At 74.6% G+C, this 15,633-nt stretch carries 19 protein-coding genes; 11 read left to right on the top strand and 8 right to left on the bottom strand.

Annotated features, from left to right (window positions below):
• Positions 1-246: 246 nt before the first annotated feature.
• From O4U47_RS02195 to O4U47_RS02185, 3 genes are all read left to right on the top strand, one after another.
• Positions 247-708, top strand: a complete 462-nt coding sequence (locus O4U47_RS02195; protein ID WP_270675645.1) for a hypothetical protein — start codon at positions 247-249, stop codon at positions 706-708.
• Positions 709-723: 15 nt separating this feature from the next.
• Positions 724-1,272, top strand: a complete 549-nt coding sequence (locus O4U47_RS02190; RefSeq protein ID WP_270675643.1) for a hypothetical protein — start codon at positions 724-726, stop codon at positions 1,270-1,272.
• Positions 1,273-1,470: 198 nt separating this feature from the next.
• Complete coding sequence (locus tag O4U47_RS02185) at positions 1,471-2,334, top strand: SDR family NAD(P)-dependent oxidoreductase (RefSeq protein WP_270675641.1); 864 nt, start codon at positions 1,471-1,473, stop codon at positions 2,332-2,334.
• 4 nt (positions 2,335-2,338) lie between these two features.
• Here the strand turns inward: O4U47_RS02185 and O4U47_RS02180 are convergent, their stop codons facing one another.
• On the bottom strand, positions 2,339-2,854 hold the full coding sequence (locus tag O4U47_RS02180; RefSeq protein WP_270675639.1) for a hypothetical protein: 516 nt from the start codon (positions 2,852-2,854) through the stop codon (positions 2,339-2,341).
• A 230-nt stretch (positions 2,855-3,084) separates the two neighbouring features.
• Between O4U47_RS02180 and O4U47_RS02175 the strand changes: the two genes are divergently transcribed.
• The 3 genes from O4U47_RS02175 (at position 3,085) to O4U47_RS02165 (ending at position 5,457) form a co-directional block, all read left to right on the top strand.
• Entirely contained in the window at positions 3,085-4,119 is a 1,035-nt protein-coding gene (locus O4U47_RS02175; RefSeq protein ID WP_270675637.1) for a MinD/ParA family ATP-binding protein, read from the top strand.
• Positions 4,120-4,170: 51 nt separating this feature from the next.
• Complete coding sequence (locus O4U47_RS02170) at positions 4,171-4,353, top strand: hypothetical protein (protein ID WP_270675636.1); 183 nt, start codon at positions 4,171-4,173, stop codon at positions 4,351-4,353.
• Positions 4,354-4,434: 81 nt separating this feature from the next.
• Positions 4,435-5,457: a serine/threonine-protein kinase gene (locus tag O4U47_RS02165; RefSeq protein ID WP_270675634.1), complete on the top strand. Its 1,023-nt coding sequence runs from the start codon at positions 4,435-4,437 to the stop codon at positions 5,455-5,457.
• Positions 5,458-5,464: 7 nt separating this feature from the next.
• Here O4U47_RS02165 and O4U47_RS02160 read toward each other — a convergent pair whose 3' ends face one another.
• The 4 genes from O4U47_RS02160 to O4U47_RS02145 all read right to left on the bottom strand — a co-directional run bounded on the left by O4U47_RS02160 (position 5,465) and on the right by O4U47_RS02145 (position 7,723).
• Positions 5,465-5,863: an MmcQ/YjbR family DNA-binding protein gene (locus tag O4U47_RS02160; protein ID WP_270675632.1), complete on the bottom strand. Its 399-nt coding sequence runs from the start codon at positions 5,861-5,863 to the stop codon at positions 5,465-5,467.
• A 76-nt stretch (positions 5,864-5,939) separates the two neighbouring features.
• Positions 5,940-6,275 (bottom strand): hypothetical protein, encoded by a 336-nt coding sequence (locus tag O4U47_RS02155; RefSeq protein ID WP_270675631.1) that lies wholly within the window; start codon positions 6,273-6,275, stop codon positions 5,940-5,942.
• 69 nt (positions 6,276-6,344) lie between these two features.
• Complete coding sequence (locus O4U47_RS02150) at positions 6,345-6,680, bottom strand: YnfA family protein (RefSeq protein WP_270675630.1); 336 nt, start codon at positions 6,678-6,680, stop codon at positions 6,345-6,347.
• A 116-nt stretch (positions 6,681-6,796) separates the two neighbouring features.
• Positions 6,797-7,723 (bottom strand): AEC family transporter, encoded by a 927-nt coding sequence (locus O4U47_RS02145; RefSeq protein WP_270675628.1) that lies wholly within the window; start codon positions 7,721-7,723, stop codon positions 6,797-6,799.
• Positions 7,724-8,161: 438 nt separating this feature from the next.
• On the opposite strand from O4U47_RS02145, the gene O4U47_RS02140 reads away from it, so the two are divergent.
• The 5 genes from O4U47_RS02140 (at position 8,162) to O4U47_RS02120 (ending at position 12,567) form a co-directional block, all read left to right on the top strand.
• The gene (locus tag O4U47_RS02140) at positions 8,162-9,394 is read left to right on the top strand and encodes a styrene monooxygenase/indole monooxygenase family protein (RefSeq protein ID WP_270675626.1); all 1,233 of its coding nucleotides are present in this window, start codon (positions 8,162-8,164) and stop codon (positions 9,392-9,394) included.
• A gap of 477 nt (positions 9,395-9,871) precedes the next feature.
• Positions 9,872-10,534, top strand: coding sequence for a CDP-alcohol phosphatidyltransferase family protein (locus tag O4U47_RS02135; RefSeq protein ID WP_270675624.1), 663 nt, complete (start codon positions 9,872-9,874; stop codon positions 10,532-10,534).
• Complete coding sequence (locus O4U47_RS02130; protein ID WP_270675622.1) at positions 10,531-11,349, top strand: phosphatidate cytidylyltransferase; 819 nt, start codon at positions 10,531-10,533, stop codon at positions 11,347-11,349. Before O4U47_RS02135 ends, O4U47_RS02130 begins: the two co-directional genes overlap by 4 nt.
• Positions 11,346-11,957 carry a lysophospholipid acyltransferase family protein gene (locus tag O4U47_RS02125; protein WP_270675620.1) on the top strand — a complete coding sequence of 204 codons (612 nt, stop codon included), beginning with the start codon at positions 11,346-11,348 and terminating at the stop codon, positions 11,955-11,957. The genes O4U47_RS02130 and O4U47_RS02125 overlap by 4 nt, the downstream gene beginning before the upstream one ends.
• A complete protein-coding gene (locus O4U47_RS02120; RefSeq protein WP_270675618.1) occupies positions 11,941-12,567 on the top strand; it encodes a hypothetical protein in 627 nt (208 codons plus the stop codon). The genes O4U47_RS02125 and O4U47_RS02120 overlap by 17 nt, the downstream gene beginning before the upstream one ends.
• Before the next feature lie 46 nt (positions 12,568-12,613).
• On the opposite strand, the gene O4U47_RS02115 is transcribed toward O4U47_RS02120, so the two are convergent.
• From O4U47_RS02115 to O4U47_RS02105, 3 genes are all read right to left on the bottom strand, one after another.
• The gene (locus tag O4U47_RS02115) at positions 12,614-13,621 is read right to left on the bottom strand and encodes an aldo/keto reductase (RefSeq protein WP_270675699.1); all 1,008 of its coding nucleotides are present in this window, start codon (positions 13,619-13,621) and stop codon (positions 12,614-12,616) included.
• A 111-nt stretch (positions 13,622-13,732) separates the two neighbouring features.
• A complete protein-coding gene (locus O4U47_RS02110) occupies positions 13,733-14,596 on the bottom strand; it encodes a helix-turn-helix transcriptional regulator (RefSeq protein WP_270675616.1) in 864 nt (287 codons plus the stop codon).
• Positions 14,593-15,597 carry a GlxA family transcriptional regulator gene (locus O4U47_RS02105; protein WP_270675615.1) on the bottom strand — a complete coding sequence of 335 codons (1,005 nt, stop codon included), beginning with the start codon at positions 15,595-15,597 and terminating at the stop codon, positions 14,593-14,595. Before O4U47_RS02105 ends, O4U47_RS02110 begins: the two co-directional genes overlap by 4 nt.
• Positions 15,598-15,633: the final 36 nt, after the last annotated feature.

Below are 15,633 nucleotides of genomic sequence, written 5' to 3'. Positions count from 1 at the left end.
AATCACCGGCCGCCGCGCACGGAAAACGGCGTTATGCGGCCATGTGCGGCCATCCGGAGGAACGGGGGCGACTCCGGCACCCGGAATTCCCGATTTCCACGCACCGGACCACCGACAGGTACCGCCCCCTGACGGCCTGACCGGGGCGAATCGGACTCCGACGGCTCTCCTGTACCTTGGGGCCCTGCCGTCGATGGGCGCGCCTCCGACGGCGACCCGCCACCCCCGCCCCCGGAGAGGTTGCCCATGTTCCTGCTCTCCCCCGTCGTCGCCGTCCTCTTGGCGGTCGTCGGCCTGGCCCTGCTGGGGAAGATCGCCCCGCACCGACGCGGGATGGCGGTCACCGGCCTGGTCCTGCTCATCGTGAACGCCCTGTGGACGCCGCTGTACATCTTCGTCCTGCAGGAGATGTTCTTGTTCTCCAGCCTGACCATGGTGATGGTGGGCTCAGTGCTCGACGCGGTGTTCGGCTACGGCCTCTGGGGCGTCGGCCTCCTCCTGCTGGTGCTGGCCGCCACGCGCGGCGCCCCCGCCCGGCGGGCCACGGCCGCCCCCGTGCCTCCCGGCCCGCCCGGTCCACCCGGTCCGCCTCCCGGGGCCCACCCCTATGGGCCGCCTGCGGGCTACGGCCCGCCGCCCGGCGGCGGCGCGCCTCCGCCCCCTCCCGGCCCTCCCCCCGGCGGTCCGCACCCGCCGGCCGCGTCCTGACGATCGGAGAGGCCGATGATCTCCCACGCTTTCAGCTCTGTTCCGTACTTCCTCTTCGATCTCTTCACCATCGCCGTCGGGATCGTCGCCCTCGTCCGCGGGGGCAGGGCCCCGAGCGGGGGCGGGCTGGTCCGCACGGCGGGGGTCCTGCTCATCCTGGACACCCTGCTGATCGCCGGGTGGCGCGTCTACACGACCTTCATCCTCGATTTCACCCTCCTGCCGCCCGCCTACGAGCCGATGGTGTACGCCCGGGTGATCGCCGGGGCCGTGCTGTGGGGCATCGCGGTGGTGCTGCTCCTGGTCGCGCTGGCGGGTAGCGGCAAGGCCGAGTCGGAGCCCTCGGCACACCAGGGCGCAGGGCCGATGCCTCCCGGCCCACCGGGGCCCACCGGTCCCCCTGGACCACCGCACGGTCCGCACAACCCGCACGGCCCCCAGGGCCCACACGGCCCCATGCCGCCGCAGCAGCAGCCGATGCCGCCCGGCCCTCCTGGCCCCTCCGGTCCGCAGCCCGGCCCGCAGCACGGTCCGCAGCACGGTCCGCCCGGCGGACCGCGATAGCCGAAATGAACAATGGGGCGGCCGCAATTGCGGCCGCCCCATAATCGTTCGCTGTCCTCATTCGGCCGCGGTCACTCGCGGGGACAGCGCGCCAATGGGACAACTCGCCGCCCCGCTTTCACGACCGGAGTCGGCCCCCCGCCGCCCGCCCCGTTCCACCTCTCCCATAATTGCCACGGAACCGGATAAGGGAGCGGCATGACCGACGTCGCAGGAAAGACGATCTTCATCACCGGCGGCGCCCAAGGGATCGGTCTGGGAATGGCCCGCGCCTTCGCGCTCGCCGGCGCCGAGCTCGCCCTGGCCGACATCGACCCCGACGCCCTGGAGGCGGCCCGCGAAGAGCTCTCCTCCACCGCCCGGACCGAGACCTTCCTGCTCGACGTACGCGACCGCGACGCCTTCGCCCGCACCGCGGACGAGGCCGAAGAGCGGCTCGGCCCGGCCGCCGTCGTCTGCAACAACGCCGGGGTGCTGGGCGCGGCCGAGGTCACCGGCCCCAGCCCCGCCATGTGGGACCACGTGCTCGGGACCGACCTGGGCGGGGTCTTCAACGGGGTGAACGCGTTCCTGCCGCGGATGGTCGCCCGCGGCGGCCCCGGGCACATCGTGAACACCGCCTCGACGGCCGGGCTCCGCGGAGGCGCCCTCTTCGAGTACAGCGCCGCCAAGGCCGCCGTGATCTCCCTGTCGGAGTCGCTGCACGCCGACGCCGAACTGGAGCGGATGGGCATCCGGACGACCGTTCTGTGCCCGGGCGGCGTGCGGACGCGCATCATCGACCACGGCATCGCCGCCGTTCCCGGCGGCGTCCCCGAGCGGTTGCGCACCCGCATCGACGACGAGCGCATGCGCACCGTCATCGAGCAGTGCGGCCTGGCCCCCGAGGCCGTCGGAGAGCAGGTGCTCGCCGCCGTGCAGGAGGACCGCTTCTATGTGTTCACCGACCGCTCGGCCCTCGCCGCCCTGCGCGAGCGCGCCTCGGCGATGCTGGCGGCCATGCCGGAGGAGTCCGAGCACGACCGCAGGCTCGCCGAGGCGCGGCGGCGTCTGGGCCCCTGAAGGGTCACGACGCGTAGAACCGTCGCGCGCGCGAGCCGGTGATCAGGGCGATCTTGACGATGCACAACACCAGCGGGACCACCGCGAACAGGTTCAGCGCCAGCAGGTTGACCGCCCATCCCAGTGCGAGGAAGGTCTGGAACGCCACGATCGACCACAGCCACAGCCGCGAGCGGCGCCCGGCCACCGCGGACAGGAACATCGAGACGATCCCGGTGGCCAGCGGGATCCCGATCGCCAAGCCGAGCACGACCGCCATGGCCGCCGGGTCGATCCCCTCCTCCGCCAGCACCTGGAGCGCGGTCTCCTGCGCTTCGGAGAGGTCCTCGACCTCGCGGGGGTCCACGCCCAGAATCGCACCGAAAAGGACCGCGACCCCGAGGCCGAAGAGCACGCCCAGAAGGCCGCCCAGGAACATCAGCACGCGCACGGCGGTGACCGTCCCCGGCAGCGGCGGCGGCTCCTGAGGGGCCGCGGGCGCGTAGCCGTAGGGGGCATGCCGGGGGTACTGCGGATACATCCGTCCGTCCTCTCTCGCCCCGGGTCCGCGGCCGCGGGTGGCCGCGGGTCCGGAGCCGTCCATGACACCCGTTCAGACGGCTCTCCCGCCGCTCTGGTTCGCCCGCGTCCCCCGCCTCCCGTCCGACCGCGGTGAAGACGGGACGAACCCGACCGGTCCCCCATCCGCGACACTGCGTAAAATGCCGCAGACAGGGCCTGTTCCTCAGTCGATCCCTAGGAAGTCCAGCGGTGTCAGTTCGATCCCCCCACCCCGAGCCAGCGGCCGACGGAGAGGGCTCCGGCGCGTCCGCCCCCGCACCGTTGTCCGAGCTCAGTGCGGACACACTGATCCGCCGGGAGCGCCCCGCCCCCAAAGGGGGCTGGCGCCGCGCCCTCTATACCGTCACCGGCGGGCGGATCAACCCGGGCGATTCCAAGACCGAGCAGCGGCGACAGGAGCTGGAGGCGGCCGTGGGCCGCGCCCCCCTGCCCGAAGAGCACCAGTCGATCGTCGTGCTGGGCACCGGCGCCGGGGTCGGCACCACCACGGTCGCCCTGGCGCTCGGCGCGGTGCTGGCCGCCCACCGCGGCGACCGGGTGATCGCCGTCGACGGCGACCCCGAGCGCGCGCCGATCACCGAGCGCATGGCGCTCAAGTGGCATGCCGAGCTGCCGCTGCAGGACCTCATCGCCTCCCCCGACGCGGCCGTGCGCTACTCGGACATGAACCGGTTCACCGCCCAGACCACCGGCGGACTGGACGTGCTGGCCTCCACCCCCGACGACACCGCCTCCCGCCCGCTGGGCCTGGAGAGCGTCCGCCGCATCTCCGACGCCGTCGAGCGGCACTACCCGCTGCAGCTCGTGGACGCCGGGACCGGGCTCGACCGCCCCGGCGTCCCGGTGCTCCTCGCACGCTGCACCCGCCTGGTCCTGGTCTCCCCGGCGACCCGCGAAGGCGCGGTCGCCGCCGCCAACGCCCTGGACGAGGTGGACGCGGTGGCCCCGGCCCCGCTGGCCGGGACCGCCGCCGTGGTGCTGGCCAAGGGCCCCTCGGGCGGCCCCGGAACCTCGCCCGAGATCGACGACCTGGAGCAGCAGATGGACCGGCGCTGCGCCCGCGCCCTCCAGCTCCCCGAGGACCCGCACCTGGCCTCGGACCGCCCCGTCGACCTGGCGGACCTGCGCGCGCCCTCCGCCCTGGCCCTGCTGGAGCTGGCCGTGGAGATCACCGAGGGGTTCGCCCGCCCCGACCAGGAAGCGGACGGCCCCCAGGAGGGGTAACGACTGGGCCACGACCGGTGACCGGCCCGGCCCCGCGGGTAGGAACCGTGAATGGTAGTCGCTGCCCTCGGCGTCCTCCTGATCCTCCTCGTCCTGTCCGCCCTCGCCGCCCGGTCCTCCCGCCACTCCTGCTGTCTGGGCTGCCTGGTCTTCTACGTCCTCCTCGGGGTCCTCGTCGCCGCCGTCCTCCTGGGCGCGCGGATCGGGCTATGGGTCGCGCCTCCGTGGCCGTAGGATGCCGCTGTCGGCGCCCCGGAGAGGACGGCGCCCCGGGAAAGACACGGGAGGCGGTCGCATGCCCCTGGCGGTCCGCAGATGAAGGCCCGCGGGCCGCGGAGGCTGGGCCGCCTGCTGCCCGAAGACCCCGAGCGCATCGGCGGCTACTCCGTCGTGGGGCGCATCGGCTCCGGCGGGATGGGCACCGTCTACGCCGCCTCGGGTGAGGGCCTGCACGGCTACCTGGCCGTCAAGGTCGTCCACCGGAGGCACGCCGAGGACCCCCGCTTCCGCGAGCGCTTCGCCGCCGAAGCTCGGCTGCTGGCCCGGGTCAACAGCCCCTGCGTCGCACGGTTCGTCGCCGCCGACGTCCTGGCCGACCTCCCCTGGCTGGCCACCGAGTACGTCCCGGGGCCGACCCTGCGCCACCATGTGGACCGCCACGGGCACCTGCGCACCCCTATGGTGCGCGCGCTGGCCGTGGGGACGGCCGACGCCCTGAGGGCGGTACACGGGACCGGTGTGGTCCACCGGGACCTTCAGCCCAACAACGTGGTGTTGGCCGCCTCCGGGCCCAAGCTCCTGGACTTCGGCATCGCGCACCTGGGTGTGCGCGAGGAGGCCACACGGTGGATCCGTCTGCGCCGGTACCGGCGGGCCGTACGCGACATCGGCCTTCCCGAGCCGAGCGCCCCCGAGCCGGAGGCGGTGCCCGGCCCGCGCGACCGGCTGGGCACGCCCGGGTGGACCAGCCCCGAGCAGTACAAAGGGCGGCCCGTCACCACCGCCTCGGACGTGTTCCTGTGGGGCTCCCTCGTCGCGTTCGCCTCCTCCGGACGGGATCCCTTCGGCGTGGCCGACCCGGCCGAGATGGCCCGCCGCACGGTCCGCGAAGAGCCCGACCTGGACCGCCTCCCACCGGGGTTGGACGACCTGGTCAAGGCCGCGATGGCCAAGGAGCCCCGGGACCGGCCCTCCATAGACGAGGTGCTGGACCGCGCGCTGGAGGCGGCGGGGCACAGGGGGCCGAGTAACCGCGCCGCGGCGGTACGGGCCGTGCTCTCAGAGGACTGGACGGACGTGGCGGTCCGCCCGCCCAAGCCGCCGCGCCGCCTGTTCTGAACCGTTCCTAGGCGTTCCCGGGCAGCGGCGGGAGGTCATCGCCCAGGACGGCCGTGAGCCGGTCCCGGTCGGCTCTGCGCATCCCGGCCACGACGCGCTCGTAGGAGTGGCGGAGCATCTCCGCCAGCTCGTCGTCGGGGACCGTGCCGTCGAGCGCCACCGTGTTCCAGTGCCGCTTGTTGAGGTGGTAGCCGGGAACCACGGACGGGTACTGGGCGCGCAGCTCCAAGGCCAGCCCCGGGTCGCACTTGAGGGAGATCCTCGCGGGCCGCTCCGTGTCACCGGGCATGAGCAGAGCGAACACTTTCTCGCGCACCTTGTACACGAGGATGCCCGGTCCGAACGGTTCGGTCTCCCGCGTCTCGGGGAACCACAGGGCCGCATCGATGAACTGCTGAGGCGTCACCCGGCCACAGTAGAGGAGGGAGGGGACGGCGGGGCACGATGTCTCCGAGCCCCGCCGGTGAGTGCGCGGCCGCGGGTCAGGAGGTGATCCTGTCCTTGAGGTAGCGCAGTGCCGCGGTCCACTCGCCGCAGGCGTCGGCGTCACCCCCGCAGGCCGTGATGAACGCCCCCACCAGGGCGATGGTCGGCATCGCCTTTCCAGCGAGCGTGGAGCGGAAGCGCTCGGCGGTGCACACACCGCCCGAGCGGTACTCCATCTCCTCGAACGTGGGGGTGCCGGCGCGCGTCCGGTAGTCGCGCATGGCCTGGAGGAATTCCGCCGTCGTCGTGGCCGCGTAGGGGTTGATGCGTTCGGGGGCGCCGGGATTCCGGGCGCCGGTCCGGGCAGGGAAACGGGGGTCGAGGGGCACCATCGCACCTCCGGGAGGAGAAGAGTGCGGCCGTAAGCGGAATGTTCTCCGGGCAACGTTCGGAGATCGCGGTCAGTTCCCCCGTGGGGCGTACATGATGACGGCGACCCCGAGCACGCAGATCAGCGCCCCGGCGATGTCCCAGCGGTCGGGACGGAACCCGTCGACCACCACGCCCCAGGCGAGCGACCCGGCGACGAACACCCCTCCGTAGGCGGCCAGGATGCGCCCGAAGTGGGCATCGGGCTGCAGGGTCGCGGCGAACCCGTAGAGCCCCAGGGCCACCACGCCCGCACCGATCCACAGCAGGCCCCGGTGCTCCCGCACCCCCTGCCACACCAGCCAGGCGCCCCCGATCTCGAAGAGGCCGGCGACGGCGAACAGGACGACGGATTTCAGGACGGTCATGGTCGGCACCGTATCGGCGACGGGCACGGCCCCGGCGGCAGCGCGCTCGGCGGTGCACGCCACCGTGCGCTCGGCGGCGTACTCAGCCGTGCAGTGTGCTCAGCAGTGCAGTGTGCTCAGCCGTGCATCAGGGCGATCCCCACCAGGACGGGGAAGGTCGCGATGGTCGACAGCAGCACCGCCTCGCGCACCATCCTGGTGGCCACGCCGTACCGGGAGGCGTAGGTGTACATGTTCTGGGCCGTGGGCAGCGCCGCCAGGACCACGACGGCGAAGAGCAGCTCGCCGTCCAGGTGGAACAGCCACGTCCCGATCGCCCAGGCCGCCGCGGGCTGGGCGAGGGACTTCAGGACCACCGCCAGCAGCACGTGCCGCCGCTCCGGCCCCCGAGCGGGCACCGGGCTGCCGTGCAAGGAGATGCCCAGGGCCAGCAGCACGGCGGGCACCGACATGGACCCCACGAGCTCGAAGGGCTGCATCAGCGGGTCGGGGACCGTGATTCCCGTCACCGCCACGGCCACCCCCGACAGTGCCGCCACGGCGATCGGGTTGCGCAGGGGCGTGGTCAGGACGGTCAGCACGCCGGTCCGCCCGCCCTCCCGCCGCGACCCGGCGTCCAGCAGGGTGACGGCGACCGGGGTGACCACGAGCTGCTGCAGGAGCAGGACGGGCGCCACCAGGGCCGCGTCGCCGAGCACGTAGGAGGCGATGGGGATGCCCAGGTTGCCCGCGTTGACATAGGACGAGCACAGGGCGCCCATACCGGCGGTCCGCGCGCCCCAGCGGCCGACCAGCGCGACGAGCGCGAACAGCGCCGCGGCCGCGGCCATGCTCAGGGCGGTCACCGCGAGCGGGGCGGAGAACAGCGCGGAGGGGTCGGACTCGGACAGGATGGTGAACAGCAGCGCCGGGGTGGCCACGGAGAACGCGAGCCGGGTGAGCACCTCGCGCCCGTTCGCGCCGAGGGCGTCCCGGCGGCCGAGCACGTACCCGGCGGCGATGATGCTCGCGATGACCCCGAATCCGGTGATGACACCGCCCATGCCGCCCCCTCGGTCCCGACGCCCCGAACGCGGTAGACGGTATCCACCCCCGGTCACCACGCCGAGGGCGGGGGCCCGGACGCACCCGCGCGCGAGGCGATCTATGCTCGGGGGTGGCACAGCGCCGGGACAGGAAGACGCGGGGGACACGGCCCGCTCCCCGGCCGAAGGCCGGAACAACGGAGGACAACACCTATGGTCGGTACCGTCGCAGCCGTGCTGATGTGCGTCAGCCTGCCGCTGATGCTCGTCGCGGGCATCCTCGGCGCCTTCTTCACCAAGACCTACGACGGTCCCAAGACCGGCCGCTGACGAGCGGAACCCCTTAGCTGACGCCCTCTGGGCCCGCCGGACACGCCGTCCGGCGGGCCTTGCGATGCCGGGCGGACGGTGACCCCCACCTCTCTCCACCGCGGTCCTTCCAACGACGGGAGCGGCATGCGCAAGATCCTCATCGTCGGCGCCGGCCAGTCCGGCCTCCAGCTGGCGCTCGGCCTGCTCGACGATGGCTACGACGTCACTCTGCTCACCCTGCAGTCCCCGGCAGACCTGCGCTCGGGGCGTGTGATGTCCACCCAGTGCCTGTTCGGCGACGCCCTGCGCCGCGAGCGCCGCCGCCGACTGGCGTTCTGGGACTCCACCGCGCCCGGGATCACGGGCGTGGCGATGAGCGTCGCCGACGCGCGCGGCGCCCTGGACGCCCAGTGGACCGGGCGCCTGCGCGAACCCGCCCAGTCGGTGGACCAGCGCGTGAAGATGGCCGCGTGGCTGGAGGAGTTCGAGCGCCGGGGCGGCCGCACCGTCCTGCACGGGGCCACGCTCTCGGACCTGCAGTGGTTCAGCTCCTCCTACGACCTGGTGGTGGTGGCCACCGGAAAGAGCGAGCTGGCCGGGCTGTTCCCCGTCGACACCGAGCGCACCCGGTTCGACGCACCGCAGCGCACCCTGGCCCTGGCCTACGTGCGCGGGATGGAGGACCACCATTCCGGCAAGGTGCTGCACCGCACCGCCGTCCCCGGCGTCGGCGAGGTGCTCGCGGTCCCCGCGCTCACCCTCACCGGCCCGTGCCACGCGCTCCTGGTCGAAGCCGTCCCCGGCGGCCCCATGGACCTCCCCGTACCGAGCTGGCGCCGCACCGGCGAGGTGCTGGAGGGCGTGCTGTCGGTCATGCGCGACCAGGCCCCCTGGATGCACGAGCGCTGTCTGGACGTGGAGCTGACCGACGCGATGGCCGAAGCGCGCGGCGGGTACACGCCGTGTGTGCGCAAGCCCGTGGGGCGGCTTCCCGGCGGGGGCGCCGTGCTGGGCATGGGCGACGCGATCGTGGCCAACGACCCGATCACCTCCCAAGGGGCCAACGCCGCCTCGGCGTGCGCCGAGTCCTACCGCCGCGCCATCGTCGACCACGGCACGCGCGCGTTCGACGAGGACTTCATGGAGCACGCCTTCGCGTCCTACTGGAGGCACGCGCGCCATGTGACGGCCTGGAGCGAGGTCATGCTGGACGGCCCACCGCACGTGTGGGAGGTCCTGCGCGCCGCCGAGCGGGACCAGGGCCTGGCCGACAGGTTCGCCGAGGCCTTCGAGGACCCGGCCGACCTGATCTCCTGGTTCCTCCACCCCGAGCGCGCGTACGCCTACATCGACGCCCTGAGCCCTCCTCGCCGCTGATCGCCCGGACGGCACGGGCCCGGCCCCGCGAGGAGGCCGTCCTGGTCGCCGTCCTGGGGTCGGCCTCATCGCCTCCATCGCTGTCGGGACGCAGGACGAAAGCGGCCACACCGGCGGGGCGGACGCCGTGATGTCCGGTCGGGCATGAGCGTCCAAGTGACCTATGAGGCCGGACAGGCGAACTTCGAGGACCGGAGACTGAGCCGGCCTCACCCCCAGCGACCACCACGAGGGCGACACGGTCACCGCCGCCAATGGCCCGGCCGCCCCGGAGTCGCCCGTGACCCCCGAAACGGTGGAGGAAGGGGCGATGGCGGGCTTCCTCCACGCCGACTCGTCCTCGGGGCCTCGTCCGCCGGCCCGGGCTCCTGACGGTGGCCAACGTCCGGCGGGCGGCAATGCTGAGTAGCACTACTCAGCTCCCCTGAGCGCCCGCCCCGATGCCCGGGAGGGGCGTCTCCCGGGAGTCTGTCGGGCATGGACGGACTCTACGCACTCAAGCCCTGGTTCGCCGACCGCCTGGCGTCCCTGCGGAGCACCCTGGTCGCTCGGGGCGTGGCCCCCGCGGTGCTCACCTGGGGCGGGGTCGCGTTCGGCGCCGCCGCCGGAGGCGTGATCGCCGCGCTGCCGCCCGGCCCGATCGCCGCCGGGGCCGTCGGCGCGCTCCTGGTGGGCAGGCTCGCCTGCGCCAACCTGGACGGCGGCGTCGCACGGGAGAGCGGGCGCTCGACCCGCGCCGGGGCGCTCGACAACGAGCTGGGCGACCGGCTGGCCGAGTTCGCGGTCCTGGCCGGGTGCCTGGCCGCCTACCCCGCCGCGCCCGTGCTGGGCGCCGCGCTGGCGGCCACGCTCCCCTCCTGGGTCTCCCTGGCGGGGGCGGCGGCCGGTGCGCCGCGCCTCCAGGGCGGGCCGTCCGGCAAGACCGAGCGCTGCGCCCAGTTCGTCCTGCTGGCGCTGACCGGGTTCACCGCGCTGGTGTTCCCGCTGATGATCCTCGGCTCGCTGGTCACGGCGGCGCTCCGGCTGGTCCGCGTCCGCAGGGAGCTGCGCAGGCTCGACACGGCAGGGCTCGGCACGGCGGAACCGGCGGCGGCTTCCGCTGGGTCCGCTCCGGCTCCCGCGTCCGGTGGTGCCCGGTGATCGGCGCGGTGGAGGCGGCCCCCTACATCGCCGGGGCCCTCGGGGTGAGCGGCGCGGGCGTGTGGCTCTCGCGCAGGCGCGAGCTGGTGCGCCGCTGGATCAGCTGGGCGGTCATCGCGCCCGTCGTCGGCGGCGCCTTCGCCCTCGGCGCGCCGGGCGCCGCCGTGCTCGCCTCGGCGGTCGCCGCCGTCGCCATGGCCGAGTACGGGCGCATGGCCGGGCTGCGCACGGCCGAGACCGCCGTCGCCGGGACCGTGGTGGCCGCGCTTCCCGCGACCGCCTGGCTCGCACCCGACCTGCTCTGGCGGGCGGCCCTGCTCGGGGTGCTCGCCGCCGCCCTGGTCCCGGTGCTCTCCGGCGACGCCGAGGACGGGGCGCGCCGAGCGAGCCGCGCGGTCTTCGGGGTGGCGTGGCTGTCGGCGCCGGTGGGCCTGGTCCTGCTCGGCCCCGCCGCCTTCGCGCTCGTCGCCGCGGTCGCGGTGGCCGACGTGGGGGCCTGGTTCGGCGGGCACTTCTTCGGCAGGCACGGGGTCGGCGGCCCGCCGCTGTCCCCGCTGTCGCCCGCCAAGCGCTGGGGCGGCGCGGTCACCGGCGCCGCGGCGGGCGTCGCGGTGCTGGCGCTCTTCGGGGCGCTCACGCCCGGCACGGCGGTGGCCGTCGCGGTCGCCGCTCCCCTCGGCGACCTCCTCGAATCCATGGTCAAGCGCGGCGCCGGCGTCAAGGACGCCGGGGGCTGGCTGCCCGGCATGGGCGGCCTGCTCGACCGCGCCGACTCGCTCCTGCTCGCCCTTCCCGTAGCGGTGGTGTTGTCATGAACGGAACGACGTCCGGCCCCTTCTCCCCCGGCCCCCTCTCCCGCGCCGCCCTCTGGCGGCTGGTCCTCACGGCCACGGGCGGCGTCCGCACGCACGGACCGGCGCCCGAAGGCCCCTGCGTCGTGGTCGCCAATCACGCCTCCCACGCGGACACGGCCGCGCTCATCGCGGCCCTGCCGGTGCGCGCGCGGCCCGCGGTCGCCGCGGCGGGCGACTACTGGTTCGAGCACGGCCTGCGCGCCTGGCCAGCCAAGGCACTGACCGGCGCGTTCCCCGTGCGGCGAAACGGCGGCGGGTGCGCCGACCTGTTGGGCGCCCGCGCCCTGCTGGACGAGGGCCGCGCGGTCATCGTCTACCCGGAGGGGACGCGCTCGGTCGACGGCGGGATGGGCCGGTTCCACTCCGGCGCGGCCCGGCTCGCCGACCACGCGGGCGTGCCCCTGGTACCGGTCGCCATCAGCGGCACGCGCGCGCTGCTGCCCAAGGGCGGCGGCGTCACGCCGACCCGCGTGACGGTGCGGTTCGGCACCCCGGCCGACGGGATCGCGGAGGCCAAGGAACAGATCGCCCGGATGCTGGAGGAGCCCGCCCATGTCCGACGCCCCTGACACCCCTGACGCCCGCACTGCCGCCCATGGACCCGCTGGTCCCGCCGACTCCGCGCTCCGCAGGCGCGCGGCGCGCCTGGCCCGCTCGCCCTACGGCACGGCGCTGGCGGCCGGCTGGGGCTTCGCGGAGGCCCTGTCGTGGCCCGTCCTGCCCGAGGTCGCCCTGGCGGCGCTGTGCGTGGCCGACCCCCGCTCGGGCCCGAAGCTGGCGGCCTCTGCGGCCGTCGGGAGCGTCGCCGGAGGCGCGGTGGCCTACGGCCTGGCACGCTCCGGGGTGGACGTCCCCGCACCGCTGACCACGGCCCGGATGCGGGCCACCGTGGCCGAGCAGATGGCGGCCGAAGGCGCCAAGGGGGTCCGCCACCAGCCGCTGGCGGGCATCCCCTACAAGCTGTACGCCGCCCGGGCCGGGCGCGAGGGGCTCGGGGCCACCGCTTTCACCACGGCCAGCGCGCGGGCGCGGGGGACCCGCATCCTCGGTGCGGGCCTGGCCCTGTCGGCCTTCGGCGCCGCCGCGCGCGGGCAGCGCCACCGTTACCCCGCCTACCTGGCGGCGGTGGGAACGGGGTTCGCCGGTGCGCTGACGCTCATCGTGCGCGGCTGGCGCTGAGGGGGGCGGCCGTGGCCGCCCCCCCGGCCCCGTCAGGCCCGCCCGATCAGTAGCGGGTCCCGACCGGAGCGGGGACCGCGTCCAGCTCTCGCAGGTCCTCCGCCGTGAGCTCGACGTCGGCGGCGCCCGCGTTGTCCTTGAGGTAGCGCAGCTTCTTGGTCCCCGGGATCGGGATGACGTGCTCCCCCTGGGCCATCGTCCAGGCGATCGCCACCTGCGCCGGGGTCGCGCCCTTGCGCTCGGCGACGCGCTTGACCACCTCGACGATGCGCATGTTCTGCGCGGCGGCCTCCTCCTGGAACCGCGGGTGGCGTGACCGGAAGTCGCCCTCCTCGATGGAGGAGACGTCGACGGCGCCGGTGAGGAATCCACGCCCCAGAGGCGAGAAGGGCACGAAGGCGGCGCCGTTCTCGGCGGTCCACCCCACCACGTCCCCGGGGCCCTCGGCCGAGGTGCTCAGACCGCCGCCGCCCCCGGCCGACCCGCCTTCGGCGCCCTGGGCGTCCCGCGTCCACAGCGAAAGCTCCGACTGGACGGCGGCCACGGGGTGGACGGCGTGGGCCTCCTCGGCCTGGGCCCGGGTGACCTCCGACAGCCCCAGGTGCCGCACCTTGCCCTCCTGGACCAGCTCGGCCATCGCGCCCCAGGTCTCGGCGAGGGGCACCTCCGGGTCGACCCGGTGCAGGTAGTACAGGTCGACGGTGTCGGTGCCCAGGAGGTTCAGGCTCTCCTCCAGGGACCGCTTGACGTGCTCGGGCGTGCCGTCGCGCCGCATCGCGTGGGTCGCGGCGTCCGTGACGACCAGTCCTGTCTTGGTGGCGATGGCGACCCGGTCGCGGATCCCCTTCAGCGCCTGGCCGAGCAGGCCCTCGTTGTGGCCCGAGCCGTACACCTGGGCGGTGTCGATGAAGGTCACGCCCATGTCGACGGCCCGGCGGATGAGGTCGACCGATGCGGCGTCGTCCCGTTCCGAGGCCGAGTACCCCCAGCTCATCCCCATGAGTCCGAGGCCGACCGCCCCCACGTCGCGCCCCTGGAACTTCCGTGTGCGCATGGATCCGTTGTCGTTCATGGGACCAGCATGGGGCGCCCGCCGCTGCAGCGGCAGCCCCGGGTGATCCTGCCACTGCCAGTACCACCCTCCGGCGGCGCCGTCCGGCCGCCGCTACCCCGCGGCCGCCAGGCGCACCGAGGTCATCAGGCGCTCCAGCGCCTCCTGCGTGCCGGTGTCGGGGCGGGGGTTGTAGAGCACCAGGCTGTGGCCGGGCAGCTCCGGGATGCCGAGCAGGGTCGTCTCGAAGACCAGGTCCCCCGCCTGCGGATGGACCACCGCCTTGACCGCACGGCTCCCGGTGAGGACCTCGTGCCGCTCCCACAGCTCGGCGAACTCCGGACTGACCGACACCAGGTCCGAGGCGATCCGGCCGAACTCCGGGTCGTCCTGGTAGCGGGCGGCGTCCCCGCGGAACCGGCCCACCACGTCGGGCGCCGCCGCCGACCAGTGGCGCGCCAGCGCGCGGTACCGGGCACTGGTGAAGAAGGTGACCAGGCAGTTGTGTTCGCCCCCGCCGTACCCGAGCACCTCGGCGGCGGCGTCGTTGACCGCCGTCAGGTTCCAGTACCGGTCACGGATGTAGGCGGGGCGGGGCGACCAGGAGTCCAGCACGCGCACCAGCTCGTCGGGCACGCGCGCGCCGGGCTCGGGCGACGCCGGCGGCGGGTTGAGCCCCGACAGCAGGTAGAGGTGCTCGCGCTCGGCCGCGTCCATGCGCAGCGTCCGGGCGATCGCGTCCAGGACCCCGCCGGAGACGTTGATGTCGCGCCCCTGCTCCAGGCGTGTGTACCAGGACACGCCGACGCCGGACAGGACGGCGACCTCCTCGCGCCGCAGTCCGGGGGTGCGGCGGCGCCCGGCCTCGGGCATGCCCACGTCCTGGGGCGTAAGCCGGGCCCGGCGGGTGCGCAGGAAGTGACGCAGCTCCTCATGGCGGCGGAGGGCGGGGTCGGCGGGCGGCGTCGAAGCGCTCATGCCCCCACGATAGTCCCGGTCGCGGACCCGGCCCGGGGGCCGGACCGGAAGGTGCGCCGGTAGGCCAGCGGGGAGACGCCGATGGCCGCGTGCAGGTGCCGCCGCAGGGAGGCGGCGGTGGCGAACCCCACCTCGGCGGCGACCCGGTCCACCGGCAGGTCGGTGTCCTCCAGCAGGTCCCGTGCACGGGCGACCCGCTGGGCGGTGAGCCACCGGCCGGGGCTGGTCCCCGTCTCCTGCCGGAACCGGCGGGCGAAGGTGCGCTCGCTCATCCGCGCGTTCCGGGCCAGCTCGGACGTGGTCAGCGGCCGGTCCAGGCGGGCCAGCGCCCACTCCCGGGCCGCCGAGGTGCCCGCGTCCCCGGCCTCGGGGACCGGGCGCTCGATGTACTGGGCCTGCCCGCCGTCGCGCCAGGGCGGGACGACGCAGGCCCGCGCCGCCCGGTTGGCGGCCTCGGCTACGTGGTCGCGGCGCACCAGGTGCAGGCAGGCGTCCACGCCGGAGGCGGCCCCGGCCGACGTGAGGATCCGGCCCTCGTCGACGAACAGCACCCCTGGGTCGACCTCCACCCGCGGGAAGAGGCGGCGCATGAGGTCGGCCTGGTGCCAGTGGGTGGCGGCGCGGCGCCCGTCCAGCAGCCCCAGGGCGGCCAGCAGGAAGGAGGCGGTGCAGATCGACACGATCCGCGCGTGGGGGCGGACGCGGCGCAGCGCCGCGGCGGCCGCGTCGGGCACCCGGCCGGACTCCGCCAGCGGCGCCAGGTCGAACGGCGGGATGACGACCGTGTCGGCCGTCTCCAGGGCCTCCGGGCCGTGCTCCAGGGCGATCGCGAAGTCCTGGCGGGTGGCGACGCTCCCCGGTTCGGCGCCGCAGGTGACGACTTCGTACTCCTCGCCCAGCTCGCCGAAGACACGCGCGGGGATGCCCAGCTCGAAGGGGTAGACGCCGGGAAGGGCGAGGACGGCCACGCGGTGCGGCGCGGGCACGGCGGATCGACGCATGGCAGGATCGTATCGGACATTGGCGATCCGGCCATT

The sequence above is a fragment of the Nocardiopsis suaedae genome (assembly GCF_027706745.1).
Classification (GTDB): Bacteria; Actinomycetota; Actinomycetes; order Streptosporangiales; family Streptosporangiaceae; genus Nocardiopsis_A; species Nocardiopsis_A suaedae.
The sequence above is the reverse complement of the archived record's forward strand: the minus strand, read 5'-3'. Positions and strand labels throughout refer to the sequence as shown.

Excerpts from the sequence above, each read along its gene's own strand:
- O4U47_RS02195 (WP_270675645.1), top strand. The coding sequence starts at position 247 with ATGTTCCTGCTCTCCCCCGTCGTCGCCGTCCTCTTGGCGGTCGTCGGC.
- O4U47_RS02190 (WP_270675643.1), top strand. The coding sequence starts at position 724 with ATGATCTCCCACGCTTTCAGCTCTGTTCCGTACTTCCTCTTCGATCTC.
- O4U47_RS02185 (WP_270675641.1), top strand. The coding sequence starts at position 1,471 with ATGACCGACGTCGCAGGAAAGACGATCTTCATCACCGGCGGCGCCCAA.
- O4U47_RS02180 (WP_270675639.1), bottom strand. The coding sequence starts at position 2,854 with ATGTATCCGCAGTACCCCCGGCATGCCCCCTACGGCTACGCGCCCGCG.
- O4U47_RS02170 (WP_270675636.1), top strand. The coding sequence starts at position 4,171 with ATGGTAGTCGCTGCCCTCGGCGTCCTCCTGATCCTCCTCGTCCTGTCC.
- O4U47_RS02165 (WP_270675634.1), top strand. The coding sequence starts at position 4,435 with ATGAAGGCCCGCGGGCCGCGGAGGCTGGGCCGCCTGCTGCCCGAAGAC.
- O4U47_RS02155 (WP_270675631.1), bottom strand. The coding sequence starts at position 6,275 with ATGGTGCCCCTCGACCCCCGTTTCCCTGCCCGGACCGGCGCCCGGAAT.
- O4U47_RS02150 (WP_270675630.1), bottom strand. The coding sequence starts at position 6,680 with ATGACCGTCCTGAAATCCGTCGTCCTGTTCGCCGTCGCCGGCCTCTTC.
- O4U47_RS02145 (WP_270675628.1), bottom strand. The coding sequence starts at position 7,723 with ATGGGCGGTGTCATCACCGGATTCGGGGTCATCGCGAGCATCATCGCC.
- O4U47_RS02140 (WP_270675626.1), top strand. The coding sequence starts at position 8,162 with ATGCGCAAGATCCTCATCGTCGGCGCCGGCCAGTCCGGCCTCCAGCTG.
- O4U47_RS02135 (WP_270675624.1), top strand. The coding sequence starts at position 9,872 with ATGGACGGACTCTACGCACTCAAGCCCTGGTTCGCCGACCGCCTGGCG.
- O4U47_RS02125 (WP_270675620.1), top strand. The coding sequence starts at position 11,346 with ATGAACGGAACGACGTCCGGCCCCTTCTCCCCCGGCCCCCTCTCCCGC.
- O4U47_RS02120 (WP_270675618.1), top strand. The coding sequence starts at position 11,941 with ATGTCCGACGCCCCTGACACCCCTGACGCCCGCACTGCCGCCCATGGA.
- O4U47_RS02115 (WP_270675699.1), bottom strand. The coding sequence starts at position 13,621 with ATGCGCACACGGAAGTTCCAGGGGCGCGACGTGGGGGCGGTCGGCCTC.
- O4U47_RS02110 (WP_270675616.1), bottom strand. The coding sequence starts at position 14,596 with ATGAGCGCTTCGACGCCGCCCGCCGACCCCGCCCTCCGCCGCCATGAG.
- O4U47_RS02105 (WP_270675615.1), bottom strand. The coding sequence starts at position 15,597 with ATGCGTCGATCCGCCGTGCCCGCGCCGCACCGCGTGGCCGTCCTCGCC.